Here is a 23,900-nt window from a genome sequence, read left to right as displayed (position 1 = left end):
GATAATGAACAGGATCACGCTCTTCCCGGCTCTTGCCTTGGCGTTGACGCTCGCCGCCTGCGATATGGCACCCAAATATGCGCGGCCGGCATTGCCCGTTCCGGACGCCAGCCCGCAGGGACCGTCCTATGCCGTGGGGGAAGGGGTGGCGATCGTTCCGGCGGAGACGGCATGGAAGGATTTCTTCGTCGATCCGCGTCTGGCCCGGGTGATCGAGACGGCGCTGATCCACAATCGCGACTTGCGCGTGGCGGTGGCGAATGTCGAGCAGGCGCGGGCGCAATATAAGGCGCGGCGTGCCGACATCTTCCCCACGATCGGCGCCAATGGCAGCGCGACCTATCAGGACACACCCTTTTCCCAGGCCGGATCGGGACGGACCGATATTTATGCCGCTTCGGTGGGCGTTTCTGCATGGGAAATCGATCTGTTCGGGCGGGTGCGCAACCTGACCCAGGCGGCGCAGGAACAATATTTCGCGTCGGTCGAGAACCGGAACGCGGCGCAGACGGCTTTGATCGCCGAGATCGCGAACGCCTGGCTCGCCATGGCGGCGGATCAGGAGCGGTTGAAGATCGCACGCGATCTGGAAAAGGCCTTTGGCCAGACGCTGGACCTGACCAGGGCGCGCTTCGCCAAGGGGATCGCGTCGGAACTGGAAGTGCGGCAGGCGCAGACCAGCTACGACCAGGCGCGGTCCGACATTGCGCAGGCGACGACCCTGGTGGCGCAGGACCAGAATGCGCTGAATCTGCTGACGGGGACGACGGTGCCGGCGGACGATCTGCCGACAGCGATGCCGGAGGGGGATGTGACGCTGGCCAATCTGCCCGTCGACCTGCCGTCCACGGCCTTGCTGCGGCGGCCGGACATCATGGCGGCCGAGCATCAGTTGTTGAGTGCCAACGCGAATATCGGGGCGGCGCGCGCGGCCTTTTTTCCCAAAATATCGCTGACCGCGGCGCTGGGAACAATGAGCCTGGGTCTATCCAACCTGTTCAAGTCGGGCGGCGACACCTGGTCGGTGGCGCCGTCGGCCACGCTCCCGATCTTCGATTTCGGGCGCAATCAGGGCAATCTGCGTTATGCGCGGGCCACATATGATGCGATGCTCGCAACCTACGAGAAAAGCGTGCAGACCGGGTTTCGCGAAGTCGCCGATGCACTGGCCCGGCGGGGCACGATGACGGCTCAACTGGAGGCGCAGACATCCCTGCGGGACTCCGCGCGCGTAGGCTATCGGTTGTCGGAAGCGCGCTTCCGGGCGGGTATCGACGCTTTCCTGACGACGCTGGATGCGCAGCGGACCCTTTACAATGCCGAACAGAGCCTGCTGGCCACACGGCTGACGCGGGCGACCAATATGGTCGAACTCTATCGTGCCATGGGTGGCGGCCTCCGGTGACCTTTGGCCGCAAGGGGCGGGAAGGCTTTCCCCTTATCATGCCCTATGCGTTCGTCATCAAATGATGGAAAGGCTATGGCATGAGCAACGCATATCGGACGATGGCGTCGCCCGTCGGCGAATTGACGCTGGTGGCGAATGAAAGGGGACTGGCCGCGGTCCTTTGGGAAAATGACGATCCCATGCGCGTCCGGCTGGAACCGCGCGCGGAGGCCGTCGAGCATGATGTGCTGGATGAGGCCGTTCGGCAATTGGGAGAATATTTCGCCGGGCGGCGGAAGGCCTTCGACCTGCCGCTCGATTTCAAGGGCACGGATTTCCAGAAGAGTGTCTGGGCGGCATTGCTGACCATCCCTTTTGGGGAAACGCGCAGCTATGCCGACATTGCGATCCAGATCGGGAAGCCGTCCGCCTGCCGCGCCGTGGGCGCCGCGAACGGACGCAATCCGATTTCGATCATTGCGCCTTGTCACCGCGTCGTGGGCGCCAATGGAGCGCTTACCGGCTTCGCAGGTGGTCTACAGGCCAAGCAATATCTGCTCGGACTGGAAGGAGGATTGTTCGCCACCATTTGAAAAATGGCGCACCCAAGAGGATTCGAACCTCTGGCCTTTGCCTTCGGAGGGCAACGCTCTATCCAGCTGAGCTATGGGTGCGTGTCGCTGGTGCGAAGGGCCGCTTAGCAAAGCCCAATCGCTCGCGCCAGCACCAAAATCACCTCAGATCAAAGTTATTTCGCGAGTTTTTGCATCGGCTGGAATTTGCCCAGGCCGCAACTGGCGCCCGGCTGCAATCCATTGGTCTGGTAGAGGACGGTGATGATGTCCACCGAACATAGCTGCGACAGGCTCGTCTTGTAGAGGAAGCGCTTTTCGAAGCCCAGGCTGGGGCAACTGTTGGGCAGCGTGTTCCGGTAGACCTTGTTGCCATTCATGATGAAATCGATGGTGCGGTCGTCGCGGACATTGGTGGACCGGATCGATGTAATCTGGACGCAATCCACCGGCTTGCCGGCCGGCACGAGATTGTCGGGCGCGGTCTTGGCGAGGGTGGGGGCGGCGGTGCAGGCCAGCGCCATGGCCAGAGCCAGCCGGCGGGTGAGATGGGCGGACATCATGTCTCTCCTTATGACTATAGGAATGACGGCGCGCTAACGCTTCATCCGTTATTCCGCTCCCTTTTAGCACGTCCCGGCTGAACCGGACGATAATCAGTTCGGGCTTCCGGCAGCGGGTGTCTTCGGCTTGAAACGGCAGAGGTCGGCGACGATGCAGCGCCAGCATTCTGGCTTGCGCGCCTTGCAGACGTAGCGGCCGTGCAGGATCAGCCAGTGATGCGCGTCGCGGCGAAACGGGCCGGGCACGCGCTTTTCCAACTTCAGCTCCACCGCCAGCGGTGTCTTGCCGGGGGCCAGGCCGGTGCGATTGCCGACGCGGAAGATATGGGTGTCGACCGCGAACGTCTCCTGCCCGAAGGCGGTATTGACGACGACATTGGCGGTCTTTCGCCCGACGCCGGGCAGGGTGGTCAGGGTATCGCGGTCCTGCGGCACTTCCCCGCCGAAATCGCGCACCAGTATTTCCGAGAGGGCGATGACATTCTTCGCCTTGGCATTGAAGAGGCCGATGGTCTTGATATGCTGTTTCAGGCCGTCTTCGCCCAGATCCATCATCTGCTGCGGCGTGTGAACTTCGCGGAACAGGGCGCGGGTCGCCTTGTTGACGCCGACGTCCGTCGCCTGCGCCGAGAGGACCACCGCCACCAGAAGCTGATAGTCATTGCCATATTCCAGCTCCGTGCGGGGGGCCGGATTGGCCTCCGCGAGGCGGCTGAAAAAGTCGAAAATCTGGTCCTTCTTCATGTTCAGAGGCCCAGCACGCCCTTCATGTCATAGCGTCCCGTCGGCTGGCCGATCAGCCATTGCGCACCCTTCACCGCGCCGCGCGCGAAGATGAGGCGGCTTTCGGCGCGATGGCCGATCTCGATCCGCTCACCCTCCGTGGCGAAGATGACCTGATGATCGCCCGCCACGGAGCCGCCGCGCAATGCCGCGAATCCGATCGCGCCTTTGGCCCGGGCGCCGGTGATGCCGTCGCGGCCGCGTTCGCTATGGTCGGCCAGGGCGATGCCGCGTCCGTGCGCAGCGGCTTCGCCCAACAGCAGGGCTGTGCCGGAGGGGGCGTCGACCTTGTGGCGGTGGTGCATTTCGACAATCTCTATGTCCCAATCGTCACCCAGGCGGGCCGCGGCCTGTTCCACCAACGCCGCCAGCAGGTTGACGCCGAGCGAGGTGTTGCCGGTCTGGAGCAACGGGATATGTGCGGCGGCTTCGTCGATCAGCGCGTGATGCGCCGGTTCGAGCCCGGTGGTGCCGATCAGGACCGGCTTTTTCGCAACGATGCAGGCGTCGAGATGGGAGGACAAGGCGCCGGGTACGGAAAAATCGATCAGTACATCGCTCTGTTGCGCCAGCGCGACGGGATCGGTGGTGATCGGAATGCCCGGCGCCAATTCACCCTCGCCGCCGCGATCGGTGCCTCCGGCGATTTTCAGGCCGGCTTCCTGGGCGATCTGCGCGATGGCGCGGCCCATGCGGCCTGCCGCTCCGAAAATCCCGATGCTGGTCGTCATTGTCATTCCCCGAAAAAGTCGCATGGCGGATGCCAGAATGGGCGCCTCTTGTCATCCCTTTGCTATCCGCGCTTGCAGCAGAAACGGGGGTGGTACAGCCAATATGGCGAGATGGGGGAAGGGCGATTTTTCGCACTATTTCCTATCGCCCCCGCATCCGGTGCGGTAGCGCTGTCCAGGGCAGGCACGACGGGAAAATAGATGGACGACATTCGCAACATCGTGGTCCTGACCGGCGCTGGGATTTCCGCAGAGAGCGGCCTTTCGACCTTTCGCGGGTCCGACGGACTGTGGGAAGGGCATCGGGTCGAGGATGTCTGCACCCCCGAAGCGCTGGCGCGCAATGCGGCGCTGGTGCATCGTTTCTATGATGAGCGGCGGACGAAGCTGGCCGAGGTCGTGCCCAATCCGGCGCATGAGGCGCTGGCGGCGCTGGACGCGCAATGGCCGGGGGAGTTGCTGATCGTGACGCAGAATGTCGACGATCTGCATGAGCGGGCCGGTGCGAAGCGGCTGGTCCACATGCATGGTGAGTTGCAGTCGGCGCTTTGTGCCGCTTGCGGGAAGGCGAAGCCTTGGAAGGACGCCTTGCCGCCCGCTTCGGTTTGCGATGGCTGCGGAAAGCCGAGCCTGCGGCCCGACATCGTGTTTTTCGGTGAAATGCCCTATGAGATGGAGGCGATCGACGATGCGCTGCGGCGGGCCGATCTGTTCGTTTCGGTAGGGACGTCGGGGGCGGTCTATCCGGCGGCGGGGTTCGTGCAGACGGCCCGCCATGTGGGCGCGCGGACGCTGGAGCTCAATCTGGAGCCGTCGGCGGGGAGCTTTTACTTCGAGGAAAGCCGCATGGGACCGGCAAGCATGCTGGTGCCGGAATTGGTGTGGGAGTTGTTGGGGTGACGATGGGGGCGGCATGCCTCCTTTACGCAAGGGAGGGCGGATGGTCTGTTGGCTAGCCTATCCGCCCACCGCATTGTCCGCTGGTTCAGGGTCATCGCGATAAAGCAGCATAACCGATCCGTCCTGCCCGTCGACCACCCGGATAGGCAGGCTGAGTTGCAGGGCGGAGAGGAATTCCTTGCTGTCGCTGATGCGGAAGCGGCCGCCGATGCGGAGCGAGGAAACCCTCGTGTCCCCGATCAGGATCGGCGCCGTGCGGTAGCGGTTGAACTCGCCGCTGGCCTGCTCGATCGTTTCGCCGTCCAGTTCGACCATCTGTTCGCGCCAGGCGGTGCGCTGGCCGATCAGGCGTTTATCGAGATGGGTGAGGGATATGCTGCGCGGCTGAATGACGGCGCCGCTGCCCGCGCTGACGCGTTCGGCCAATTTGGTGCCCGAATGGACGGTTACGGTGCCCTGTGTCACCGTCAGTTCGACCATGGACGGACGCAAGCGCACGTTGAAGGCCGTGCCGACGGCCCGGATCACGGCCGAGCGGGCCTCTACGTCGAAGGGTCGGGAACGGTCATGGGCGACGTCGAACGAGGCCTCGCCCTTGAGGATGCGCACCTTGCGGCCATGATCGGTGAAGCGGACTTCCGCGGCGCTGTCGCTGTTGAGATGGAGGGTCGAACCGTCGTTCAGGGCAATATCGCTGATCTGGCCGATGCCCGTCTCATAATGATCCACACCGCTGAAAGTGCGGACAGTGACGATGGCGGCGACGATGAACAGCATCACCGCGACGGCCGCGGCGATCATGATGTTGCGCGACAGGCGGCGCTGTTGTTCCTCGCTGACGATGGCTTCCAGCGGGGGCAGGTTGACTTCTGCGGCGGCGCTCTTGAGGCGCTCGGCTGCTTCCCAGGCGACTTCGGCTCTGGTGAAGGCTACGGCATGGCGCGGATCGGCTTCGATCCACTGACAGATTTCGGCTTCGTCCTGTGCGCTTGGATCGCTGTTAAGCCTTGCCAGCAGGCGCGCGGCTTCCGCCTCGATCTTGCCCCTGCTTTCGTAGCCTGATTCTGGTCCCGACGCCTGCACGTTCGAAATCCGTTTCCTCACGTTCCGCCCAGGCCCGCATAACTATTGCGATCGCTTTGGCCAGATGTTTTTCAACAGTAGAAACGGATAGAGACATCTCCTCCGCTATTTCCAGCATCGATTTTTCGTGGATACGGCGAAGAATGAAGACGCGGCGGCATTGTGTCGGCAGCGAATCGACGATCGTCTCGACCTGCCGCAGGGCTTCGCGGGCGTGGAGCTGTGCTTCCACATTGTTTTCGCCTTGCAGCAATTCCAGATCGGCGATGGTTTCGAAACTCACCACCTTGTTCCGGCGGGCGGTGTCGATCACCAGATTGCGGGCGATCGTGAACAGATAGGCCCGGCCTGTGGTCACATTTTCCCAATTTTCCGTGGCATAGGCGCGGGCGAGAACCTCCGCGACCATGTCTTCCAGTTCCTGATTGGCAGGTAATATCCGCCGCAGGCGCCCGCGTAGAGCCGCTTCCTGAGGCAGGATGACCGTCTTGAACCATTCCAGCTTAGCGCGAACCGTCTGCACGTTGACCCCCTTGATGTCAGCCGCGCCTCTCCCGTTCTTTCATCTGTTTGTCATAGTTCAATCATGGATGCAGGGTGCTGTCCAGCGTTACGAGCGGCATTATTTCCCGTTTCTGTGGAAAACCGGTGTCATGTTGCCGAAATGCGCCGATTCAGATCGGGGGCAGTTCCGGCGGCGCGCGATCGGGCTGGTCGAAATCCGGGCTTTCGGGAATGATTTCAGGCGGCTCGCCGGGAGGCGTTTCCGCCGGAGGCGCAGGAATGGGGTTTTCCGGGGGCGATTGCGGCTGGATGATGTCGGGCGGCGGTACGCCGTCGGGCGCCGGGTCGGGTTGGGTGGCCATGGCTCTCTCCTCTTGAATAGGGGTACGCACGGGCCGGCGTGGGGGTTCCCGGAAACTTATCCACCGGTTATCCACAGGCTTGACCTCTGGGCCTTGCTTCGGGAGACTCTTTTCTCTATGCCGCGCCGACCGGCGACCGATGCGGGCGTGGCGAAATTGGTAGACGCGCCAGATTTAGGTTCTGGTATCGCAAGATGTGGGGGTTCGAGTCCCTTCGCCCGCACCAGTGCGCCAGACTCTATAGGATGCGCAGGCGCCAACGAAATTCAGCTTTAGAAAGCGTTTGAGAGAAGAGATGCAGACTGTCGAGACGTTGAACGAAGGCCTGAAGCGCGCCTACACCGTGACCATCACGTCGAAGGACATCGACGCCCGCGTGGAAAAGGAAGTGGCCGCGATCGCGCCGCAAGTCCGTATGCCCGGCTTCCGCCCCGGCAAAGTGCCCGCCAACCTCGTCAAGAAGATGCACGGCGAATCGTTGCAGCGCGATGCGCTGAACAGCTCGATCCAGGACAGCATCCAGAAGCTGATCGCCGACAACAAGCTGCGCCCCGCGATGCAGCCCTCCGTCGAGTTGGACGAAGGCTTCGAATTCGGCAAGGATGCCGAGATCAAGGTCGCGCTGGAAGTGCTGCCGGAAATCGCCGCGCCGAGCGTCGATGGACTGAAGCTGGAGCGTCTGACCGCGGAAGTCGCCGATGCGCAGGTCGATGAAGCCGCAGGCCGCATCGCGACCCAGCAGGGTGCGCTGGAAGAGCATGCCGCTTCGCACAAGGCGAAGGACGGCGACACGCTGACCATCGATTTCGTCGGCAAGGTCGACGGTGAGGCGTTCGAGGGCGGCTCTGCGGAAGATGTGAAGCTGAAGATCGGTTCGGGCCAGTTCATCCCCGGCTTCGAAGAGCAGCTCGCGGGCGTCAAGAAGGGCGACGAGAAGACCATCACCGTGACCTTCCCGGAAGATTATGGCGCGGCACACCTGGCCGGCAAGGAAGCGACCTTCGACATCACCGTCAAGGCGATCCTGAATGCTGACAAGCCCAAGTTGGACGACGATTTCGCCAAGTCGCTGGGTCTGGAAGGTCTGGACAAGCTCAAGGAGCTGCTGAAGGGCCAGATCGAGCAGGAACATAACGGTCTGACCCGCACCTATATGAAGCGCAAGCTGCTGGACCAGCTCGCCGCCGCGCACGATTTCGACGTGCCGCCGAGCATGGTCGAGGCCGAATTCAACCAGATCTGGGCGCAGCTTCAGCACGAAGCGGGCCATGAGGCAGATCCGGAAGCGGCTCTGGCCGAGATGGAAGCGGAGAAGGAGGATTATCGCGGCATCGCCGTGCGTCGCGTCCGCCTGGGCCTGCTGCTCTCCGAAATCGGCCAGGCGAACGGCGTGGTCGTTTCCGATCAGGAAATGAACCGCCTGATCATGCAGGCGGCTCAACAGTACAGCCCGCAGGATCGCGAGCGTTTCGTCCAATATGTCCGCCAGGACCCGATGGCCGCGGCCCAACTGCGCGCACCGCTTTATGAGGACAAGGTCGTCGACTTCCTGTTCGAAAAGGCCGAGGTCACTGATCGCACTGTCAGCCGTGAAGAGCTGGAAGCCGCGATCGAGGCCGAGGATGGCGATCTGAAGCCGCACGTCCATGGCCCGGACTGTGATCATGACCATGATCATGACGAAAAGCCCAAGGCGAAGAAGGCTGCTCCCAAGAAGAAGGCCGAGGCCGAAGAAGCCGCACCGGCTGCCGAGGAAGTGGCTGAAGAGGCTCCCGCCAAGAAGGCGCCTGCCAAGAAGGCCGCCGCCAAGAAGGACGAGGCTGTAGCCGAGGAAGCCGTCGCCGAGGAAAAGCCCAAGGCGAAGAAGGCTCCGGCCAAGAAGGCTGCCGCCAAGGCTGAATAAGGCCGGTTCGGTTTGAGTGGATAAGCGCCCGGCTTCGCAAGGAAGCGCGGGCGCTTTTCATTTCCGTCGCTTTCCATTTCTGCCGCGGCATGGCAGACGAAATGTTAATCGGGTCCGTTCATGTCGACAGGGGGCAGGGGCGCCCAAAAGGGCCGGAATGGGCCGAAAAAGGGTGTGTGGGTCGATGAAGGAATTTCCGGCAGTGGAAAGCGGAAAGGGTATGGCAAACCCACGGATCGCGGTCATCCTGCCTTGCTATAATGAGGCGGGTGCCATCGTACGGACGGTGGAGGATTTCCGCCGCGCCCTGCCTTCGGCCGAGATTTACGTGTTCGACAACAACAGCACCGACGGCAGCGGCGAACTGGCGTCGGGGGCAGGGGCGATCGTCCGGCGCGTGGCGCAACAGGGCAAAGGGCATGTCGTGCGCCGCATGTTCGCGGATGTGGATGCCGACATCTATATCATGGCCGATGGCGATGCGACCTATGAGGCGGCCGCCGCGCCCCGCATGGTGGCGGCTATGCTGGAAGACAATCTCGATATGGTGGTGGGGTCGCGCAAGAGCGAGATCGAGGAAGCCTATCGACGTGGCCATCGTTTCGGCAACTGGGCGTTGACGAGCCTGCTCAAGCGCTTGTTCGGGCGCAGCTTCACCGACATTCTGTCGGGCTATCGCGTTTTTTCCCGGCGCTTCGTGAAGAGTTTCCCGGTGCTCTCCGCCGGTTTCGAGATCGAGACGGAAATCAGCGTCCATGCGCTGGAGCTCGCCATGCCGGTGGCCGAGGTCGTCACCGCCTATGGCGCGCGGCCGGAAGGGTCGGTGAGCAAGCTTTCCACCTATCGCGACGGCTGGCGCATCTTGCGGACGATCATCACCCTCTACCGTATCGAGCGGCCGATATTGTTCTTCGGTATCATCGCCGTGCTGTTGGCCGCGACCGGACTGGCCCTGGCGGCTCCGCTGATCCTCACCTATATGAAGACCGGCCTCGTGCCGCGCTTCCCGACCGCCATTCTCGTGACTGGCCTCATGATCCTCGCCACGCTTTCGGGCATGTGCGGCCTGATCCTGGATACCGTGGTGCGCGGGCGGCGGGAGGTGCGGCGGCTGGCCTATCTCGCCTTCAAGGCACCTTCCGACTTCGCCCGGCGCGATTGATCCCGTGCGGGACGACCGGCCGATCTCATCCGCGTTGCACGCGACCCCTTGAACAGTCTGCCTTTTGTGCCGATGTAGAGAACGGGCAAAAAGCAACCACCCTGAAAGAGCAAGATGACCGATATCATGACCGATCCCATGGCCGCTCTGGTCCCCATCGTTATCGAACAGTCGAACCGGGGCGAGCGCAGCTTCGATATTTATTCGCGCCTGTTGCGGGAGCGGATCATCTTCGTGACCGGTCAGGTCGAGGATCACATGGCCTCGCTGATCGTGGCCCAGCTGCTGTTCCTTGAGTCGGAAAATCCGAAGAAGGACATCTGGATGTACATCAATTCGCCCGGTGGCGTGGTGACGTCCGGCATGGCGATCCACGACACGATGAAATATATCCGCCCGCAGGTGGGCACCGTCTGCATCGGCCAGGCGGCATCGATGGGCAGTTTCCTGCTGGCCGCGGGCGAGCCGGGCAAGCGCATCGCGCTCAGCAACGCGCGCATCATGGTGCACCAGCCGTCCGGCGGCGCGCAGGGCATGGCGTCCGACATCGAGATCCAGGCCAAGGAAATCCTGCGAATCCGCAGCCGCCTGAACAATCTCTACGTCCAATATACCGGCCGTTCGCTGGAGGAAGTGGAGCGCGCGATGGACCGCGACACCTTCCTGGAGGCGGAGGAAGCCAAGGCGTTCGGTCTGGTCGATGAAGTGTTCGACCGCCGCCCGGCCGTGGCGGACTCGGCTGAAGGCTAAAAGCCATGTTTACCGCGACCCGTCCTTTTCTCCCCTTGTGAAACGGACGTGTCGCGGTCTAGGATGATCCTAGGACCACCATATCCCTCACCGCAGGCGGCAGTCGTCTGAAGAGGGAAGAGAGATTGGCGAATGACTAAGCTTACGGGCTCCGATTCTAAAAGCACGCTTTACTGCTCCTTCTGCGGCAAGTCGCAGCATGAGGTGCGTAAGCTGATCGCGGGGCCGACCGTGTTCATCTGCGACGAGTGCGTGGAACTGTGCAACGACATCATCCGCGAGGAGACCAAGGGCGGTCTCGTCGGCAAGAAGGATGGCGGCGTGCCGACCCCGCAGGAAATCTGCGATGTGCTGGACGATTATGTGATCGGCCAGAACCGGGCGAAGCGTGTCCTGTCGGTTGCCGTCCACAACCATTACAAGCGCCTGAACCACGGCACCAAGCCGGGCGAGGTGGAGCTGGCCAAGTCGAACATCCTGCTGGTCGGCCCGACCGGTTGCGGCAAGACGCTGCTCGCGCAGACGCTGGCCAAGACGTTCGATGTGCCCTTCACCATGGCCGACGCCACGACGCTGACCGAGGCGGGCTATGTCGGTGAGGATGTCGAGAACATCATCCTCAAGCTGCTCCAGGCGTCCGACTATAATGTCGAGAAGGCGCAGCGCGGCATCGTCTATATCGACGAAATCGACAAGATCAGCCGCAAGGCCGAAAATCCTTCGATCACCCGCGATGTGTCGGGCGAGGGCGTGCAGCAGGCGCTGCTCAAGCTGATGGAAGGCACGACCGCGTCGGTTCCGCCGCAGGGTGGGCGCAAGCATCCGCAGCAGGAATTCCTTCAGGTCGACACGACCAACATCCTGTTCATCTGCGGCGGTGCGTTCGCGGGTCTGGAAAAGATCATCGGTGACCGCCTGGAAGCCAAGTCGATCGGCTTCGGCGCACATGTCGCGGCGCCGGAAGAGCGCAAGACCGGCGAATTGCTGCGTCAGAGCGAACCGGAAGATCTGCTGAAATTCGGCCTGATCCCCGAATTTGTCGGTCGTCTGCCGGTGATCGCGACGCTGGAGGATCTGGACGTGACCGCTCTGGTCAAGATCCTGGTCGAACCGAAGAACGCGCTGGTGAAGCAATATGCCAAGCTGTTCGACATGGAGAATGTCGAACTGAGCTTCACCGACGATGCCCTCACCGCGATCGCCAAGAAGGCGATCGAGCGCAAAACGGGGGCACGCGGATTGCGCTCGATCCTGGAAGCGATCCTGCTCGATACCATGTTCGACCTGCCTTCGATGGAAGGCGTGGGTGAGGTCGTGGTCGACAAGGATGTGGTCGCGGGCAGCAAGGAACCGATTCGCGTTTTCAGCGAAAAGGATAAGCGGGCCGAAGACGCCGCTTGAACTAATCCTTCCGACGGCATGAAATTCGAGGGGCCGGCGAGCGTTCGCCGGCCCCTTTTTCGTTGCCTCAGCGCACCTGCACAAAAATTCTTGTTGCGTTGCAAAATTGCACCACTGTTCAACAGCTCTGTCGATCCTCTTAAAAAACATTATAAATCAAATTGTTAAGCCATTTTTCCCTGAGCTTCGAATGGTGTTTTCGGGGTGGATGGGGCGTGCATCACTGGATTTCTATTATATTGTCGTAAAACTGTAATCAGAGCATCACAGGGCCGTCGCCACGCGCCGCTAGGCGGTGGCGCACTCAATAAAGTGAGTGACTTACGGGGGGTCCGGTCGGGGTGGCCGGGCGGGCCCAAAAGGGGAATTGAAGATGAGGGACCTCAAGATTTTTCTCGCCGCGTCCGCGGCGGCTGTTGGCGTTGCCGGCGCGATGATTGCTCCTGCACATGCGCAGGAAACGACGTCGACCATTCGCGGCACGGTGACCGCCAATGGTGCGCCTGTCGCAGGTGCTCAGGTCAAGGTGACCCATGTTCCTACCGGAACCGTTTCGAACGCAGTGACGGACTCCTCGGGCGGATTCACGACCGCAGGCTTGCGCATCGGCGGGCCTTACACCGTCCAGGTGATCGCGTCGGGCTATACGACTTCCACCGTCACCGACATCCAGACCGCCGTCGGTCAGACCTTCGCGCTGCCGATCGAACTCGCCGAAGAGGGCGACGCGATCGTTGTGACGGCCTCGCTCGTCCGGGGTGCAGGCAATATCTCGGCAGGTCCGGCCAATGTGATGACGGCTGAGGAGATCAGCAAGATCGCATCGGTCAACCGCGACATTCGCGACATTGCCGCGCGCGATCCGTTCGCGACGCTGGACACCAGCCAGACGACCGGTCGCCAGGTGTCCTTCGCGGGGCAGAATCCGCGCTTCAACCGCTTTACCGTCGACGGCGTTCCCATCACTGACAGCTTCGGCCTCAATCCCGATGCGCTGCCGTCGCGTCGTGGCCCGGTGCCGCTGGATTCGATCGGCCAGTTCGAAACCAAGGTCGCGCCCTACGACATCCGCGAAGGCTTTTTCCAGGGCGGCGTTTCCAACGCGATCCTGAAGTCGGGCACCAACGAATTCCATGGCACCGCCTTCTACACCTTCAGTTCCGACGAGCTGACCGGCAAGAAGACCAAATCCTATATCCTCAATCCGACCGGCCGGATCGTCCAGCCCAATTTCACCAGTAAGGATTTCGGCGCCGAGATTTCGGGTCCGATCATCAGGGACAAGCTGTTCTTCATGATCGCGGCGGAGCGCGTGCGCGCCGCTCGTCCGGTCGCCTTCGGCACGCAGGAAGATAATGCCGGAACGCCCGTCATCGGCGCCCATGATGCCGATCTGGAACGGATCACGCAGATCGCCCAGAACAGATATAATTATGATCCGGGCGGCATCCTGCGTTCGGACGGCGACAAGGACGATCGCGTCGTCGGCAAGATCGACGCCAACCTGTCGGATACGCAGCGCGTTTCGTTGACCGGCCTCTATACGAAGGACGAACTGAACGTCAGCACGACCACCGGCACCCGCGACCTGGGCCTTGCGTCCAACGCCTACAAGAAGCCGAACAAGATGAAGGCGGGCATCGTCAACTGGAACGCGGACTGGACCGACCGCTTTTCCACCGAAGCGCGCGCGCTCTACAAGACCTATGATAGCGGTCAGTTCCCGTTGATGGGCCGTAGCGCGCAGATGTCGATCTGCGCGGCGCCGACTTCGGATCGCAGCACCAGCGGTGCCACGACGACCAACGTCAGCACGGTTTGCCCCACCGGCACCCCGCAATTCGTTCTGGGCGCTGGTGGCCCCAGCCAGTCGAACGTCCTGAAAATCCGTACCTGGGGTGGATCGGTTTCGGCCAAGCTGAAGGCCGGCGACCATAATTTCCGCATGCTGGCGGAATGGAACCACACCAAGTCGTTCAACCTGTTCGTGAACCCCTCGGCAGGCACTTATTATTTCGACAGCATCCAGGATTTCGCCAACGGCACGGCGCAGTCCTTCAGCTACAATAATGCCGGGTCGCTCGATCCCAATGATGCGGCGGCCGCTTTCTCCTACGACGCCTATACCTTCGGCTTGCAGGACGACTGGCGGGTCAACAGCCAGCTGACGGTCGGCCTGGGTCTGCGCTATGACCTGTTCGGCATGGACAGCAAGCCGGCGGTGAACCCGAACTTCTCGCGTCGCTACGGCTTCACCAATGCCAGCAACATCGGCGGGATCGGTCTGCTCCAGCCGCGTTTCGGCTTCACCTACAAGCCGACGTCGCGCCTCACCGTCCGCGGTGGCGGCGGCATCTTCGGCGGTGGGTCGCCGGACGTCTACATCGGCAACAGCTTCTCCAACACGGGCGTCATCAACACGTCGATTTCGGCGCGTCAGACCGATGGCGGCGTGTATCAGCTGAACAGCGCGGCCAATCCGTCCGCGGCCTCGATCCTGAACAATCCGTCCTTCACCACCATTCCGGCGGCAGCGGATGTGGCGGTTCAGGCGGCGGCGGCGGGGCTGTCGTCCAATCCCAATGCGACCACCTCGCTCAACGCGATCGATCCGAAATTCAAGGCGCCCAACCAGTATCGGGGCACCTTGTCGGTCGATTACGAGGCCAATCTGGGCGCTTTGGGCGACGGCTGGCGCTTTGGGGCGGACCTGCTCTATTCGAAGGTGCGGGAACAGGTGATCGTGGTCGACCTGCGGTCGGTGCCGATCCCCGGTTCGTTCACGCCGGACGGTCGTCAGCGTTATCAGAACCTCATCCTCGCCGCGAATGGCCAGCCGTTGAATGATACCGGCCAGGACCTGCTGCTCACCAACACCAAATATGGTCGTGGCTGGATCGGCGTGCTGCGCGCGGAAAAGAGCTGGGACTGGGGTCTGACGCTGGGTGGCGCCTATACCTATCAGGACGTGCGTGATGCCGGGGCGCTGACCTCGTCGCAGGCCGGTTCGATCTATGGCAACGGCGCCAATTACGATGCGAATTTCGGCGGTCGTGGCCATTCGAACGATGAGGTCCGCTGGGCCTTCCGTTACAATGCGTCGTTCGAGCGTGCCTTCTTCGGCGATTACAAGACGCGGATCGACCTGTTCGGCTCGACCCGCGCTGGTGCGCCCTACAGCTACACCATGCAGGACCTGTCGGGTGGGCGATCGGGCGTGTTCGGCACGGCGGGCAGCGCACTGCGCTACCTGTTCTATGTGCCGACGGGTTTGAACGATCCGAAGGTGCAGTGGGACGCCGCTACCGCTCAGCGGATCAACGACATCATCGAAAGCTCGGGCCTGAAGAATTATCGCGGTCAGATCGCGCCGCGCAATGCCTTCCGGTCCAAGGCGTTCACGCGTGTCGACCTGCATGTCGAGCAGGAACTGCCGTTGCCGCTCGGAGCGCGCTTCTCGCTGTTCGCGGATGTGGAAAACTTCACGAACCTGCTGAACCACAAATGGGGTCAGCAGCTGCGGTCGAGCTTCCCATACCGCAAGGTAGTGGCGAAGGTCAGTTGCGTGGCGGCGGGCACCAATGCCTGTGCTCAATATAAATATGAGCAGCCCAGCTCCGACACCGTGCTGGCGGATGAGCTGGTGACCACCAACGGGTCGTCGCTCTACGCGGTCCGCATCGGCGCGCGCATCAGCTTCTGATCGCTGATATGACGGAAAGGAAAGGGCGCGGCGTGATCCGCGCCCTTTTCATTGGACGCAGCTATCCAGCCTGTCGCGCTGGACGATGCCGATACGGGCGGCGATGCTGTTGCCGTAGCGACGGGTGAAGCCGTGCGGATCGATCGCCTCGCGCTTCTTGGGAAGGGGCAGGACGGCGGCGAGGCGGGCGGCTTCGGCGCGGGTCAGGCGCTGGGCGCCATGGTGGAAATAGCGGATCGCGCCAGCCTGCACGCCATAGGTGCCGATGCCGGTTTCCGCGACGTTCAGATAGACTTCCATGATCCGGCGCTTGCCCCAGATCGCCTCGATGAGGAGCGTGAACCAGGCCTCCAGCCCCTTGCGCAGGAAGCCGCCGCCCTGGAACAGGAAGACGTTCTTCGCCGTCTGTTGGCTGATGGTCGATCCGCCGCGAATGCGGCCGCCGCTCGCATTGTGGCGCATCGCCTGGGCGATGGCGACGGCGTCGAAGCCGTGATGGCTGCAAAAGCGGCTGTCCTCCGCCGCTATGGCTGCGCGGGCCATGTCCGGATCCAGTTCGTCCAGGCTCGTCCAGTCCTTGGTGATGCCATGGGGATCGAAGAGCATCGTCCATGTCACCGGCGGGGGCACGAAACGGTAGATCACGACCATCAGCAGCGAAAGGGCGATGAATCCGCCGAGGATCTTGAGGGGAATGCTGACCCAACGGGAGCGGCGGCGAGCGGAGGTCTTTGCGAGCATTGCGTCGTGGTAACGCGATCTCCACCGGGTTCAAGATGTGGCGGCGGGTGTGATGGATTTTGGATATTTTCCAGCATTGCCGTCCTCGACGCCCCGGATCAAGTGCGAGGCGACGGTAAGGCTGGCATCAGCCTCCCACCCAATATCGACGTGTAATCAGATGCCGCCCGGCACGGCCGGCCAGCCGCCCCGTTCCAGCGCGGCGCTGAGGTCCGCGGTGCAGCGGTCCAGGGCGGCCGCATCGGTCGATCGGATCACGAAATTGGCGCCGGTCCGGCCTTCGCGGAAGAAGGGATAGCTGCCGATCTGGCAACCTTCATGCGCATGCTCGGTCGTGCCGAGCAGGTCCGCGATCTCGCTTTCCGCGACCCAGCAGCCGATGGTGGCCGACAGCACCGGCAGGCCGCCTTCCAGCTTGCCGGTCAGGCTGTCCAGCATCCCGGCCGTGATATGCGGCACGCCCGCCATGATGTAGATATTGCCATGGCGGATGCCCGGCGCGCCCGACATGCGGTTTTCGATCAGGCTTGCCCCCGCCGGCACCCGCGCCATGCGCAGCCGGGCCTCGGTCAGCCCGCCGCGCGTTTCATAATAGCCCGACAGCATCGTGCGGGCGCCCTCATGGATTTCCACCCCTACGCCCAGTGCGCGGGCGATCGCGTCCACGGTGATGTCGTCATGGGTCGGGCCAATGCCGCCGGTCGTGAACAGATAGTCGTTGCGTGCCCGCAGCGTGTTCACCGCCTCGACGATCGCGTCGCTGTCGTCGGCCACGACGCGCACTTCATTGAGGCGAATACCCTGGACGTTGAGCCAGGTCGCTATCTGGGAAACATTCTTGTCCTGCGTACGGCCCGAGAGAATCTCATCGCCGATGACGACCAGCGCTGCGGTCCAGATGCGGTTGGTATCGGCCATGAGGCTGGCCATAGCCTGTGCCGCGTGCCCTGCCTAGCCCCTCGCATTATGTCGCATCCTTGCCTATAATCGGTGCATGACCGATTATATGACGATGACGGCGGACGCGCCGATTTCCCGCTCGACCGCGATCAAGCTCTATGACGCGGCCGGTTTCGAAGGCATGCGCAAGGCCGGGCGGCTGGCGGCGGAAATACTGGACGCGCTGGTCCCGCATGTCGTGCCGGGCGTTACCACCGGCGAGCTGGACGACATCGTGCGCCGCATGACCCTGGACGGCGGTGGCGTGCCCGCGACCTTGGGCTATCGTGGCTATACCCATAGCTGCTGCATTTCGCTCAACAACGTCATCTGTCACGGCATTCCGGGCGATTATCGGCTGAAGGACGGCGATATATTGAATATCGACGTGACGCCGCTGGTCGACGGCTGGCATGGCGACACCAGCCGCATGTATATTTGCGGCGAAACCTCCATCAAGGCGCGGCGGCTGGTCGAGGTGACCTATGAATGCCTGATGCTGGGTATAGAGCAGGCGAGACCCGGCAATCATCTGGGCGACATCGGCCATGCCATCCAGCGTCATGCCGAAAAGCATCGCTATGGCGTGGTCCGCGATTTTTGCGGTCATGGCCTGGGGCGGGTGTTCCACGACAGCCCGGAGGTGGTCCATGTCGGCCGTCCGGGCACGGGCCCGGAACTCAAGCCGGGCATGTTCTTCACCATCGAGCCGATGATCAACATCGGCAAGCCTGGCGTGAAGATGATGGAGGACGGCTGGACCGCGGTGACTCGCGACCGCACGCTGTCGGCCCAGTTCGAGCATAGCATCGGCATCACTGAGACAGGCTGCGAAATCTTCACCAGGAGCCCGGCCGGACTCGACGCGCCTCCCTATAAGCTCTGATCATTGCAAGGCTGCCTAAAAAATGGGCAGAATGTCATGAAATTGCCCGGAATCCGGGCAATATGGACAAAAGTTGTTGCATCGCGGAAAGCAGATTCCAGCGATTCGCTATTTGGCATGGTAATTGATTGGGATGAGAGGCGGTGCTTGCCTTTGGGGGGCATGATGATCGTCTCGAAAAGGAACGAAGGGCGGGATCGTATCCGCCACTCAGCGCGCGATTGATTTGGGATACCTGAAGATGAAAAAGATCGAAGCGATCATCAAACCGTTCAAGCTCGACGAAGTGAAGGAAGCGCTTCATGAAGTCGGTGTGTCGGGCATCACCGTCACCGAGGCGAAGGGCTTTGGCCGCCAGAAGGGCCATACGGAGCTTTATCGGGGTGCGGAATATGTGGTCGACTTCCTGCCCAAGGTGAAGCTGGAAGTCGTGGTCGACGATTCGCTCGCCGAACGGGTGGTGGAGGCGATCTCCGCCGCCGCGCAGACCGGCCGCATCGGCGACGGCAAGATCTTCATTTCCAATATCGAGGGCGCGGTGCGCATCCGTACCGGCGAGCGCGACAGCGACGCCATCTGATTTTCCACCAGAGTCTCGCGAGCTTGCAGGGGGCTGGCGGAGGTCTGGTGGGCGTTAACGAAACACCCCCTCCGGGGGAGCATCAACCTACCCCTTCGGGGGGGTATTTTTGAAAGAAGGGCAAGTTCACATGGCCAACACGCCTAAAGACATCCTGAAGATGATCGAAGAAAAGGAGATCGAATGGGTCGATGTCCGTTTCACCGATCCCAAGGGCAAGTGGCAGCACCTGACCATGGTGTCTTCGGTGCTGGGCGAGGATGAACTGACCCAGGGCCTGATGTTCGACGGTTCGTCGATCGAAGGCTGGAAGGCGATCAACGAATCGGACATGATCCTGAAGCCCGATCTGGACGCCGTCTATGTCGATCCGTTCAGCGCCACGCCGATGCTGATCATCTTCTGCGACATCGTCGAGCCCGACACCGGCGAACTCTACGCCCGCGACCCGCGCTCCTGCGCGAAGCGCGCCGAGGCGTTCGTCAAGTCGGCCGGTTTCGGTGACACCATCTATGTCGGCCCGGAAGCCGAATTCTTCATGTTCGACGACGTGCGCTTCGAGAATGACTATTCGCAGAGCTACTTCAAGATCGACGACATCGAACTGCCGACCAACACCGGCAAGGAATATGAAGGCGGCAACCTGGGCCACCGTCCGCGCGCCAAGGGCGGTTATTTCCCCGTCGCGCCGGTCGATCCCTGCACCGACATCCGCGCCGAAATGGTTTCGACCATGCTCGAAATGGGCCTGCCCTGCGACAAGCACCACCATGAAGTGGCCGCTGCCCAGCACGAACTCGGCCTGACCTTCGGCACGCTGGTCCAGACCGCCGACCGCATGCAGATCTACAAGTATGTCGTGCAGATGGTCGCCCAGGCCTATGGCAAGACCGCGACCTTCATGCCGAAGCCGATCGCGCAGGACAACGGTTCGGGTATGCACACCCACATGTCGATCTGGGAAAATGGCAAGCCGCTGTTCGCTGGCGAAGGCTATGCCGGTCTGTCGGAAACCTGCCTCTACTTCATCGGCGGCGTCATCAAGCATGCCAAGGCCCTGAACGCCTTCACCAACCCGACCACCAACAGCTACAAGCGTCTGGTGCCGGGCTTCGAAGCCCCGGTTCTGCTGGCCTATTCGGCTCGCAACCGTTCGGCCTCCTGCCGTATTCCTTACGGCGCCGGTGCCAAGGCGAAGCGCGTCGAGTTCCGCTTCCCCGACGCGATGGCCAACCCCTATCTGTGCTACGCCGCGCTGCTGATGGCCGGCCTCGACGGCATCGAGAACAAGATCCATCCGGGCGCCGCGATGGACAAGAATCTCTATGACCTGCCGCCGGAAGAGCTGAGCCAGGTGCCGACCGTTTGCGGTTCGCTGCGTGAAGCGCTGAACAGCCTGGAAGCCGACTATGAGTTCCTGCTGAAGGGCGACGTGTTCACCAAGGACCAGATCGATGCCTATATCGAATTGAAGTGGCCCGAAGTGTACCGCTGGGAAATGGCTCCCTCGCCGGTTGAATTCGACATGTACTACAGCGCCTGATTTTTCGGGATTGTTGCAAGAAAAAGGGCTCGGTCACGAAAGTGGCCGGGCCTTTTTCTTTATCTGTCGATCGCGGTGGGCGAGGGGAATTGTCTATTGATACAGTAATTTACCGGCAATTTACCGATGGATGCGATGAGGCCCTCATGCCGCATGGTTCCCGCCGCATCCGTTCCGTCCACTATCTGCGTGCGATCGCGGCGCTGATGGTGGTTATCTATCACGCCTTCTCCTACCATCTGATGGCGGTGGACCACCCTGCGGTGGCCAATTGGTTGAAGCAAGGCGTAGGCCTGTTCTTCGGGATTTCAGGCTATGTGATGGTGGTGTCCACATCGCCGTTGCCACCCAGCCCGGCACATTTCCTCTGGCGGCGGGTCGAAAGGATCGGACCGCTCTACTGGACCGCGACCCTCTGCGTCGCCATCGGTGCGGGTGAAGGAAATGGCTGGAAGCTATTCTCCTCCCTGCTCTTCCTGCCATCCATGGGCGTGGCGGGTGGGCCCGTCCTGCCAGTCGGCTGGACGCTCAATTTCGAGATGGCTTTCTATATCCTGTTCGCGATCTTCCTGCCTCTGCCCCGGCGGATCGCCGTTCCGCTTCTGGCGTCGATTCTCATCCTGGCGTCTTGTAGCGGTTTTCTCCTCCATCCTCCGGCCCTGCTTGCTTATTATGGCCAGCCGCTTCTGCTCGACTTCGTCGCCGGCATGGTGATCGCCCATTTTCATGTTCGGCTTCCTGGATGGCTGTTGCCGCTGGGCTTCCTCCTTCTTGGGGTGCTGCCGTTGTTGACGGACATGCGGCCCCTGACCGTCACCCTGCCGGTGGCCGTGATTCTGGCCTCCGCCCGATCACTCGACGGCAGGTTGAAGGACTGGTTCCTTCCAACTTTGCTTGGGGAAGCCTCCTACGCCATCTACCTGTCCCATCTGTTCGTCATACTTCCCGTGCTGGCTGTTATGGGACAGCATCATCCGATCGGCTTCGTCGTCGCGATTCTGGGTTCGGTCCTTGCGGGCATTGCCGTGCACCGATTTGTCGAAATCCCTCTGCGGGACATTGCGGCGAGACTGGCCTGGCGGAAAATCAGCCTGGGAGGCCAGCCGGGCGAGCAGGCGGCGTGAGAGTGGGGGGCAAAGCGGTTGATGGTCATGGTTGCATGGCAGATCGCCTATGCTCAAAAATCGGCCCATGTCACTGATCGAGTCGCTGGGCTTGGCCCATCCCATCATTCAGGCGCCGATGGCGGGCGTTTCCACGCCGGACATGGCGGCGGCGGTTTCCAATGCCGGAGCGCTTGGCTCGATCGCGGTGGGCGCGACCGATGCGGAGGGCGCGCGCGCGATGATCGAAGCGGTGCAGGCGCGGACCAACCGGCCGTTCAACGTCAATCTCTTCACCCATGATCCGGCACAGCGTGACGCCCACCGGGAGCGGGCCTGGCTGGAGGCGCTGACGCCGCTCTTCCACCGCTATGATGCCGATCCGCCTGCACGTTTGCGTGAAATCTACCGTAGCTTCGTTGAGGACGACGCAATGCTGGCGGTGCTGGTCGATCGGGCGCCCGCGGTCGTCAGTTTCCATTTCGGCCTGCCCGATGGCGGGCGGATCGCTGCGCTGAAGCAAGCGGGATGCCTGCTGATTGCCACGGCGACCTGCCTGGATGAAGCCTGCCAGGCGCGGGAAGCCGGGATCGATGCCGTCGTCGCGCAGGGCGATGAAGCAGGCGGTCATCGCGGGATTTTCGATCCTGACGGGCCTGATGAGCGACTGGATTGTCTCGCCCTGACGCGGCTCCTGGTGGCGCAGGCCGGGCTTCCGGTCATCGCCGCGGGCGGGATCATGGATGGGGCAGGGGTACGTGCAGCGCTGGATGCGGGCGCTGTGGCGGCGCAGTTGGGCACGGCCTTCATCGCCTGCCCCGAAAGCAGCGCAGATACGGCCTATCGAGCCGCTCTTGCCGGTCCGGCGGCGCATCATACGGTGATGACCCGCGCCATATCAGGGCGTCCGGCGCGCTGCCTGGCCAATCATTTTACCCGATGGGGCGAGGATTGTGGGCTGGAGGCGCCCGCTTATCCCGTCGCCTATGATGCCGGCAAGGCGCTCAACGCCGCGGCGAAGGCTCAAGGCGAAGGCGGCTTCGGTGCGCAATGGGCGGGGCGGGGCGCGCCGCTGGCACGGGCAATGCCCGTGGCTGATCTGGTCGCTGCGCTTGCCGCCGAACTGGCAGCGCCCTGAAGGGGCTATTGGGCGTCTGGAATGGATGCGCCAAATAGCAGCATCGGTTCGCCCGCGGGCGACAGGGCGATTTCGCCGCCGGTGCTGGTGACGAGCGTGCGCACCATCCAGGCCGCGGAGGTCCGCGAGGCGAGTCCTTCGGGCGGCAGCGTTCCGGCCAGCGCGGCCCGCAGATCGGGGTCGAGCACCAGTTTCGGGCCCTCCGCACGCACCACGATTTCGGTGACGCCCGGCCGCCGTTCGGCGCCGATGTCGAGTTGTCCGCCCCGCACCAGCGCGTCGCCCGCGATCAGTGCAAGATTGAGAAGCACCTTCACCGGCAGCTTGTCGAGCATGTCCTCCTCGATCATCCAGCCGACCTTCACCCGGCCGGATGCGGCGAACATACCCTCGATCGCGACACGCGCTTCATGGGTGGGCACCGTATCACCGAAACCGCCCGCCGATCCGAAGGCCAGGCGGAAGAATTTGAGCTTGTTGGCCGAGGTCTTGGCACTGTCCGCCAGCAGGTCCAGGCAGCGCTGCCGCATTTCCGGGTCGGTTTCGTCCGCCATCAGCTCAAGCCCGTTGTTGAGCGCGCCCACGGGGCTCAGCAGATCATGGCACAGCCGCGAACAGAGCAGGCTGGCAAATTCAATGCTGTCGGTCGGATTGGTCATGAAGTCTCGCTGCCGCCGGAAGGAAAATCAGGAAGGGAATGAAAGGCTAATGCGCTGCCCCGCCGCATGATGCAAGCCCGGCCTGCCGCCTTTCCTTCACATGATATCGAGCAAAGCCTCAACAAATCGTGCATTTTCATCCGTCCCCGTCGCAACCCAGAGCCGCGCCGAACCGCCCCCGACGATCAGCCACAGGCTTCCGTCCGGCGCCGCGCTGGCTGCGTCGGTGGAGGATGGGACTGGAACCCCGCTGGGGTGGGAATGATAATGGCCGGCGATCCGTGGTCCGCCTGAACGCTGGGCCTTGTGCGCGGCGATCAGGGAGGCCGGGTCGAGTTCGAAATGCCGTGCCGGGTCGGCCGCGACATTGGCGGCAGGACGGATCGCCCGAATATGCTCGACCTCGCCCAGGAGCAGGCCGCAGACCTCAAGCGGCGTTGCTGCCGCTTCGGACATGATTTGTTCCAAAATGCCTCTTGCAATCCTGACCCTCATTCCTACATCCCT

The 23,900-nt window shown here is 62.4% G+C and carries 23 protein-coding genes and 2 tRNA genes; 14 read left to right on the top strand and 11 right to left on the bottom strand.

Annotated features, from left to right (window positions below):
• Positions 1 to 4 precede the first annotated feature (4 nt).
• Together YP76_RS08000 and YP76_RS07995 are read left to right on the top strand one after the other, a co-directional pair.
• The gene (locus YP76_RS08000; protein ID WP_046763046.1) at positions 5 to 1,405 is read left to right on the top strand and encodes an efflux transporter outer membrane subunit; all 1,401 of its coding nucleotides are present in this window, start codon (positions 5 to 7) and stop codon (positions 1,403 to 1,405) included.
• Positions 1,406 to 1,485: 80 nt separating this feature from the next.
• On the top strand, positions 1,486 to 1,980 hold the full coding sequence (locus YP76_RS07995) for a methylated-DNA--[protein]-cysteine S-methyltransferase (RefSeq protein WP_046763045.1): 495 nt from the start codon (positions 1,486 to 1,488) through the stop codon (positions 1,978 to 1,980).
• 4 nt (positions 1,981 to 1,984) lie between these two features.
• On the opposite strand, the gene YP76_RS07990 is transcribed toward YP76_RS07995, so the two are convergent.
• The 4 genes from YP76_RS07990 to dapB all read right to left on the bottom strand — a co-directional run bounded on the left by YP76_RS07990 (position 1,985) and on the right by dapB (position 4,036).
• A tRNA-Arg gene (locus YP76_RS07990) sits at positions 1,985 to 2,061 on the bottom strand.
• A 74-nt stretch (positions 2,062 to 2,135) separates the two neighbouring features.
• Positions 2,136 to 2,519, bottom strand: coding sequence for a hypothetical protein (locus YP76_RS07985; protein WP_084733092.1), 384 nt, complete (start codon positions 2,517 to 2,519; stop codon positions 2,136 to 2,138).
• Between the two features lie 96 nt (positions 2,520 to 2,615).
• Entirely contained in the window at positions 2,616 to 3,266 is a 651-nt protein-coding gene (nth, locus tag YP76_RS07980) for an endonuclease III (RefSeq protein WP_046763044.1), read from the bottom strand.
• Positions 3,267 to 3,268: 2 nt separating this feature from the next.
• Positions 3,269 to 4,036 (bottom strand): 4-hydroxy-tetrahydrodipicolinate reductase, encoded by a 768-nt coding sequence (gene dapB / locus YP76_RS07975; RefSeq protein WP_408640429.1) that lies wholly within the window; start codon positions 4,034 to 4,036, stop codon positions 3,269 to 3,271.
• Positions 4,037 to 4,237: 201 nt separating this feature from the next.
• Between dapB and YP76_RS07970 the strand changes: the two genes are divergently transcribed.
• Positions 4,238 to 4,936 carry an NAD-dependent deacylase gene (locus YP76_RS07970; protein WP_046763043.1) on the top strand — a complete coding sequence of 233 codons (699 nt, stop codon included), beginning with the start codon at positions 4,238 to 4,240 and terminating at the stop codon, positions 4,934 to 4,936.
• 57 nt (positions 4,937 to 4,993) lie between these two features.
• On the opposite strand, the gene YP76_RS07965 is transcribed toward YP76_RS07970, so the two are convergent.
• The 3 genes from YP76_RS07965 to YP76_RS07955 all read right to left on the bottom strand — a co-directional run bounded on the left by YP76_RS07965 (position 4,994) and on the right by YP76_RS07955 (position 6,885).
• Positions 4,994 to 6,019: a FecR family protein gene (locus YP76_RS07965; protein ID WP_046763042.1), complete on the bottom strand. Its 1,026-nt coding sequence runs from the start codon at positions 6,017 to 6,019 to the stop codon at positions 4,994 to 4,996.
• On the bottom strand, positions 5,937 to 6,542 hold the full coding sequence (locus YP76_RS07960; protein ID WP_046763041.1) for a sigma-70 family RNA polymerase sigma factor: 606 nt from the start codon (positions 6,540 to 6,542) through the stop codon (positions 5,937 to 5,939). Before YP76_RS07960 ends, YP76_RS07965 begins: the two co-directional genes overlap by 83 nt.
• A gap of 151 nt (positions 6,543 to 6,693) precedes the next feature.
• Complete coding sequence (locus tag YP76_RS07955) at positions 6,694 to 6,885, bottom strand: hypothetical protein (RefSeq protein ID WP_046763040.1); 192 nt, start codon at positions 6,883 to 6,885, stop codon at positions 6,694 to 6,696.
• A 141-nt stretch (positions 6,886 to 7,026) separates the two neighbouring features.
• Here YP76_RS07955 and YP76_RS07950 point away from each other — a divergent pair.
• The 6 genes from YP76_RS07950 (at position 7,027) to YP76_RS07925 (ending at position 15,804) form a co-directional block, all read left to right on the top strand.
• Positions 7,027 to 7,111, top strand: a tRNA-Leu gene (locus YP76_RS07950).
• Positions 7,112 to 7,180: 69 nt separating this feature from the next.
• Positions 7,181 to 8,788 (top strand): trigger factor, encoded by a 1,608-nt coding sequence (gene tig, locus YP76_RS07945; protein ID WP_046763039.1) that lies wholly within the window; start codon positions 7,181 to 7,183, stop codon positions 8,786 to 8,788.
• 184 nt (positions 8,789 to 8,972) lie between these two features.
• Positions 8,973 to 9,950 (top strand): glycosyltransferase family 2 protein, encoded by a 978-nt coding sequence (locus YP76_RS07940; RefSeq protein WP_046763038.1) that lies wholly within the window; start codon positions 8,973 to 8,975, stop codon positions 9,948 to 9,950.
• A 114-nt stretch (positions 9,951 to 10,064) separates the two neighbouring features.
• Entirely contained in the window at positions 10,065 to 10,700 is a 636-nt protein-coding gene (gene clpP, locus YP76_RS07935) for an ATP-dependent Clp endopeptidase proteolytic subunit ClpP (protein ID WP_046763037.1), read from the top strand.
• Between the two features lie 132 nt (positions 10,701 to 10,832).
• Entirely contained in the window at positions 10,833 to 12,101 is a 1,269-nt protein-coding gene (gene clpX / locus YP76_RS07930; protein ID WP_022683954.1) for an ATP-dependent Clp protease ATP-binding subunit ClpX, read from the top strand.
• Between the two features lie 373 nt (positions 12,102 to 12,474).
• A complete protein-coding gene (locus tag YP76_RS07925) occupies positions 12,475 to 15,804 on the top strand; it encodes a TonB-dependent receptor (protein WP_046763036.1) in 3,330 nt (1,109 codons plus the stop codon).
• A gap of 48 nt (positions 15,805 to 15,852) precedes the next feature.
• Here YP76_RS07925 and mtgA read toward each other — a convergent pair whose 3' ends face one another.
• Positions 15,853 to 16,545 carry a monofunctional biosynthetic peptidoglycan transglycosylase gene (gene mtgA / locus YP76_RS07920; protein ID WP_046763035.1) on the bottom strand — a complete coding sequence of 231 codons (693 nt, stop codon included), beginning with the start codon at positions 16,543 to 16,545 and terminating at the stop codon, positions 15,853 to 15,855.
• A 156-nt stretch (positions 16,546 to 16,701) separates the two neighbouring features.
• Complete coding sequence (locus YP76_RS07915; RefSeq protein ID WP_046763288.1) at positions 16,702 to 17,463, bottom strand: competence/damage-inducible protein A; 762 nt, start codon at positions 17,461 to 17,463, stop codon at positions 16,702 to 16,704.
• Between the two features lie 76 nt (positions 17,464 to 17,539).
• On the opposite strand from YP76_RS07915, the gene map reads away from it, so the two are divergent.
• The 5 genes from map (at position 17,540) to YP76_RS07890 (ending at position 22,734) form a co-directional block, all read left to right on the top strand.
• Entirely contained in the window at positions 17,540 to 18,370 is an 831-nt protein-coding gene (map, locus tag YP76_RS07910; RefSeq protein ID WP_046763034.1) for a type I methionyl aminopeptidase, read from the top strand.
• A 241-nt stretch (positions 18,371 to 18,611) separates the two neighbouring features.
• The gene (locus YP76_RS07905) at positions 18,612 to 18,950 is read left to right on the top strand and encodes a P-II family nitrogen regulator (protein ID WP_007685085.1); all 339 of its coding nucleotides are present in this window, start codon (positions 18,612 to 18,614) and stop codon (positions 18,948 to 18,950) included.
• 130 nt (positions 18,951 to 19,080) lie between these two features.
• Positions 19,081 to 20,493 carry a type I glutamate--ammonia ligase gene (gene glnA / locus YP76_RS07900; RefSeq protein ID WP_046763033.1) on the top strand — a complete coding sequence of 471 codons (1,413 nt, stop codon included), beginning with the start codon at positions 19,081 to 19,083 and terminating at the stop codon, positions 20,491 to 20,493.
• 146 nt (positions 20,494 to 20,639) lie between these two features.
• Positions 20,640 to 21,617, top strand: coding sequence for an acyltransferase family protein (locus tag YP76_RS07895; protein ID WP_046763032.1), 978 nt, complete (start codon positions 20,640 to 20,642; stop codon positions 21,615 to 21,617).
• Positions 21,618 to 21,684: 67 nt separating this feature from the next.
• Entirely contained in the window at positions 21,685 to 22,734 is a 1,050-nt protein-coding gene (locus YP76_RS07890; RefSeq protein ID WP_046763287.1) for an NAD(P)H-dependent flavin oxidoreductase, read from the top strand.
• Between the two features lie 5 nt (positions 22,735 to 22,739).
• On the opposite strand, the gene YP76_RS07885 is transcribed toward YP76_RS07890, so the two are convergent.
• Entirely contained in the window at positions 22,740 to 23,393 is a 654-nt protein-coding gene (locus YP76_RS07885; RefSeq protein WP_046763031.1) for a histidine phosphotransferase family protein, read from the bottom strand.
• A gap of 96 nt (positions 23,394 to 23,489) precedes the next feature.
• On the bottom strand, positions 23,490 to 23,888 hold the full coding sequence (locus YP76_RS07880) for a Mov34/MPN/PAD-1 family protein (protein WP_046763030.1): 399 nt from the start codon (positions 23,886 to 23,888) through the stop codon (positions 23,490 to 23,492).
• Positions 23,889 to 23,900: the final 12 nt, after the last annotated feature.

Source organism: Sphingobium chungbukense, from assembly GCF_001005725.1.
Classification (GTDB): domain Bacteria; phylum Pseudomonadota; class Alphaproteobacteria; order Sphingomonadales; family Sphingomonadaceae; genus Sphingobium; species Sphingobium chungbukense.
Note: the sequence above shows the minus strand (reverse complement) of the source record. Positions and strands in the feature narration are given on the sequence as shown.

Bases quoted from the DNA above. Each gene is read 5' to 3' on its own strand.
- YP76_RS08000 (WP_046763046.1), top strand. From the start codon at position 5: ATGAACAGGATCACGCTCTTCCCGGCTCTTGCCTTGGCGTTGACGCTC.
- YP76_RS07995 (WP_046763045.1), top strand. From the start codon at position 1,486: ATGAGCAACGCATATCGGACGATGGCGTCGCCCGTCGGCGAATTGACG.
- YP76_RS07985 (WP_084733092.1), bottom strand. From the start codon at position 2,519: ATGTCCGCCCATCTCACCCGCCGGCTGGCTCTGGCCATGGCGCTGGCC.
- nth (WP_046763044.1), bottom strand. From the start codon at position 3,266: ATGAAGAAGGACCAGATTTTCGACTTTTTCAGCCGCCTCGCGGAGGCC.
- dapB (WP_408640429.1), bottom strand. From the start codon at position 4,036: ATGACGACCAGCATCGGGATTTTCGGAGCGGCAGGCCGCATGGGCCGC.
- YP76_RS07970 (WP_046763043.1), top strand. From the start codon at position 4,238: ATGGACGACATTCGCAACATCGTGGTCCTGACCGGCGCTGGGATTTCC.
- YP76_RS07955 (WP_046763040.1), bottom strand. From the start codon at position 6,885: ATGGCCACCCAACCCGACCCGGCGCCCGACGGCGTACCGCCGCCCGAC.
- tig (WP_046763039.1), top strand. From the start codon at position 7,181: ATGCAGACTGTCGAGACGTTGAACGAAGGCCTGAAGCGCGCCTACACC.
- YP76_RS07940 (WP_046763038.1), top strand. From the start codon at position 8,973: ATGAAGGAATTTCCGGCAGTGGAAAGCGGAAAGGGTATGGCAAACCCA.
- clpP (WP_046763037.1), top strand. From the start codon at position 10,065: ATGACCGATATCATGACCGATCCCATGGCCGCTCTGGTCCCCATCGTT.
- clpX (WP_022683954.1), top strand. From the start codon at position 10,833: ATGACTAAGCTTACGGGCTCCGATTCTAAAAGCACGCTTTACTGCTCC.
- YP76_RS07925 (WP_046763036.1), top strand. From the start codon at position 12,475: ATGAGGGACCTCAAGATTTTTCTCGCCGCGTCCGCGGCGGCTGTTGGC.
- mtgA (WP_046763035.1), bottom strand. From the start codon at position 16,545: ATGCTCGCAAAGACCTCCGCTCGCCGCCGCTCCCGTTGGGTCAGCATT.
- YP76_RS07915 (WP_046763288.1), bottom strand. From the start codon at position 17,463: ATGGCCGATACCAACCGCATCTGGACCGCAGCGCTGGTCGTCATCGGC.
- map (WP_046763034.1), top strand. From the start codon at position 17,540: ATGACCGATTATATGACGATGACGGCGGACGCGCCGATTTCCCGCTCG.
- YP76_RS07905 (WP_007685085.1), top strand. From the start codon at position 18,612: ATGAAAAAGATCGAAGCGATCATCAAACCGTTCAAGCTCGACGAAGTG.
- glnA (WP_046763033.1), top strand. From the start codon at position 19,081: ATGGCCAACACGCCTAAAGACATCCTGAAGATGATCGAAGAAAAGGAG.
- YP76_RS07895 (WP_046763032.1), top strand. From the start codon at position 20,640: ATGCCGCATGGTTCCCGCCGCATCCGTTCCGTCCACTATCTGCGTGCG.
- YP76_RS07890 (WP_046763287.1), top strand. From the start codon at position 21,685: ATGTCACTGATCGAGTCGCTGGGCTTGGCCCATCCCATCATTCAGGCG.
- YP76_RS07885 (WP_046763031.1), bottom strand. From the start codon at position 23,393: ATGACCAATCCGACCGACAGCATTGAATTTGCCAGCCTGCTCTGTTCG.
- YP76_RS07880 (WP_046763030.1), bottom strand. From the start codon at position 23,888: ATGAGGGTCAGGATTGCAAGAGGCATTTTGGAACAAATCATGTCCGAA.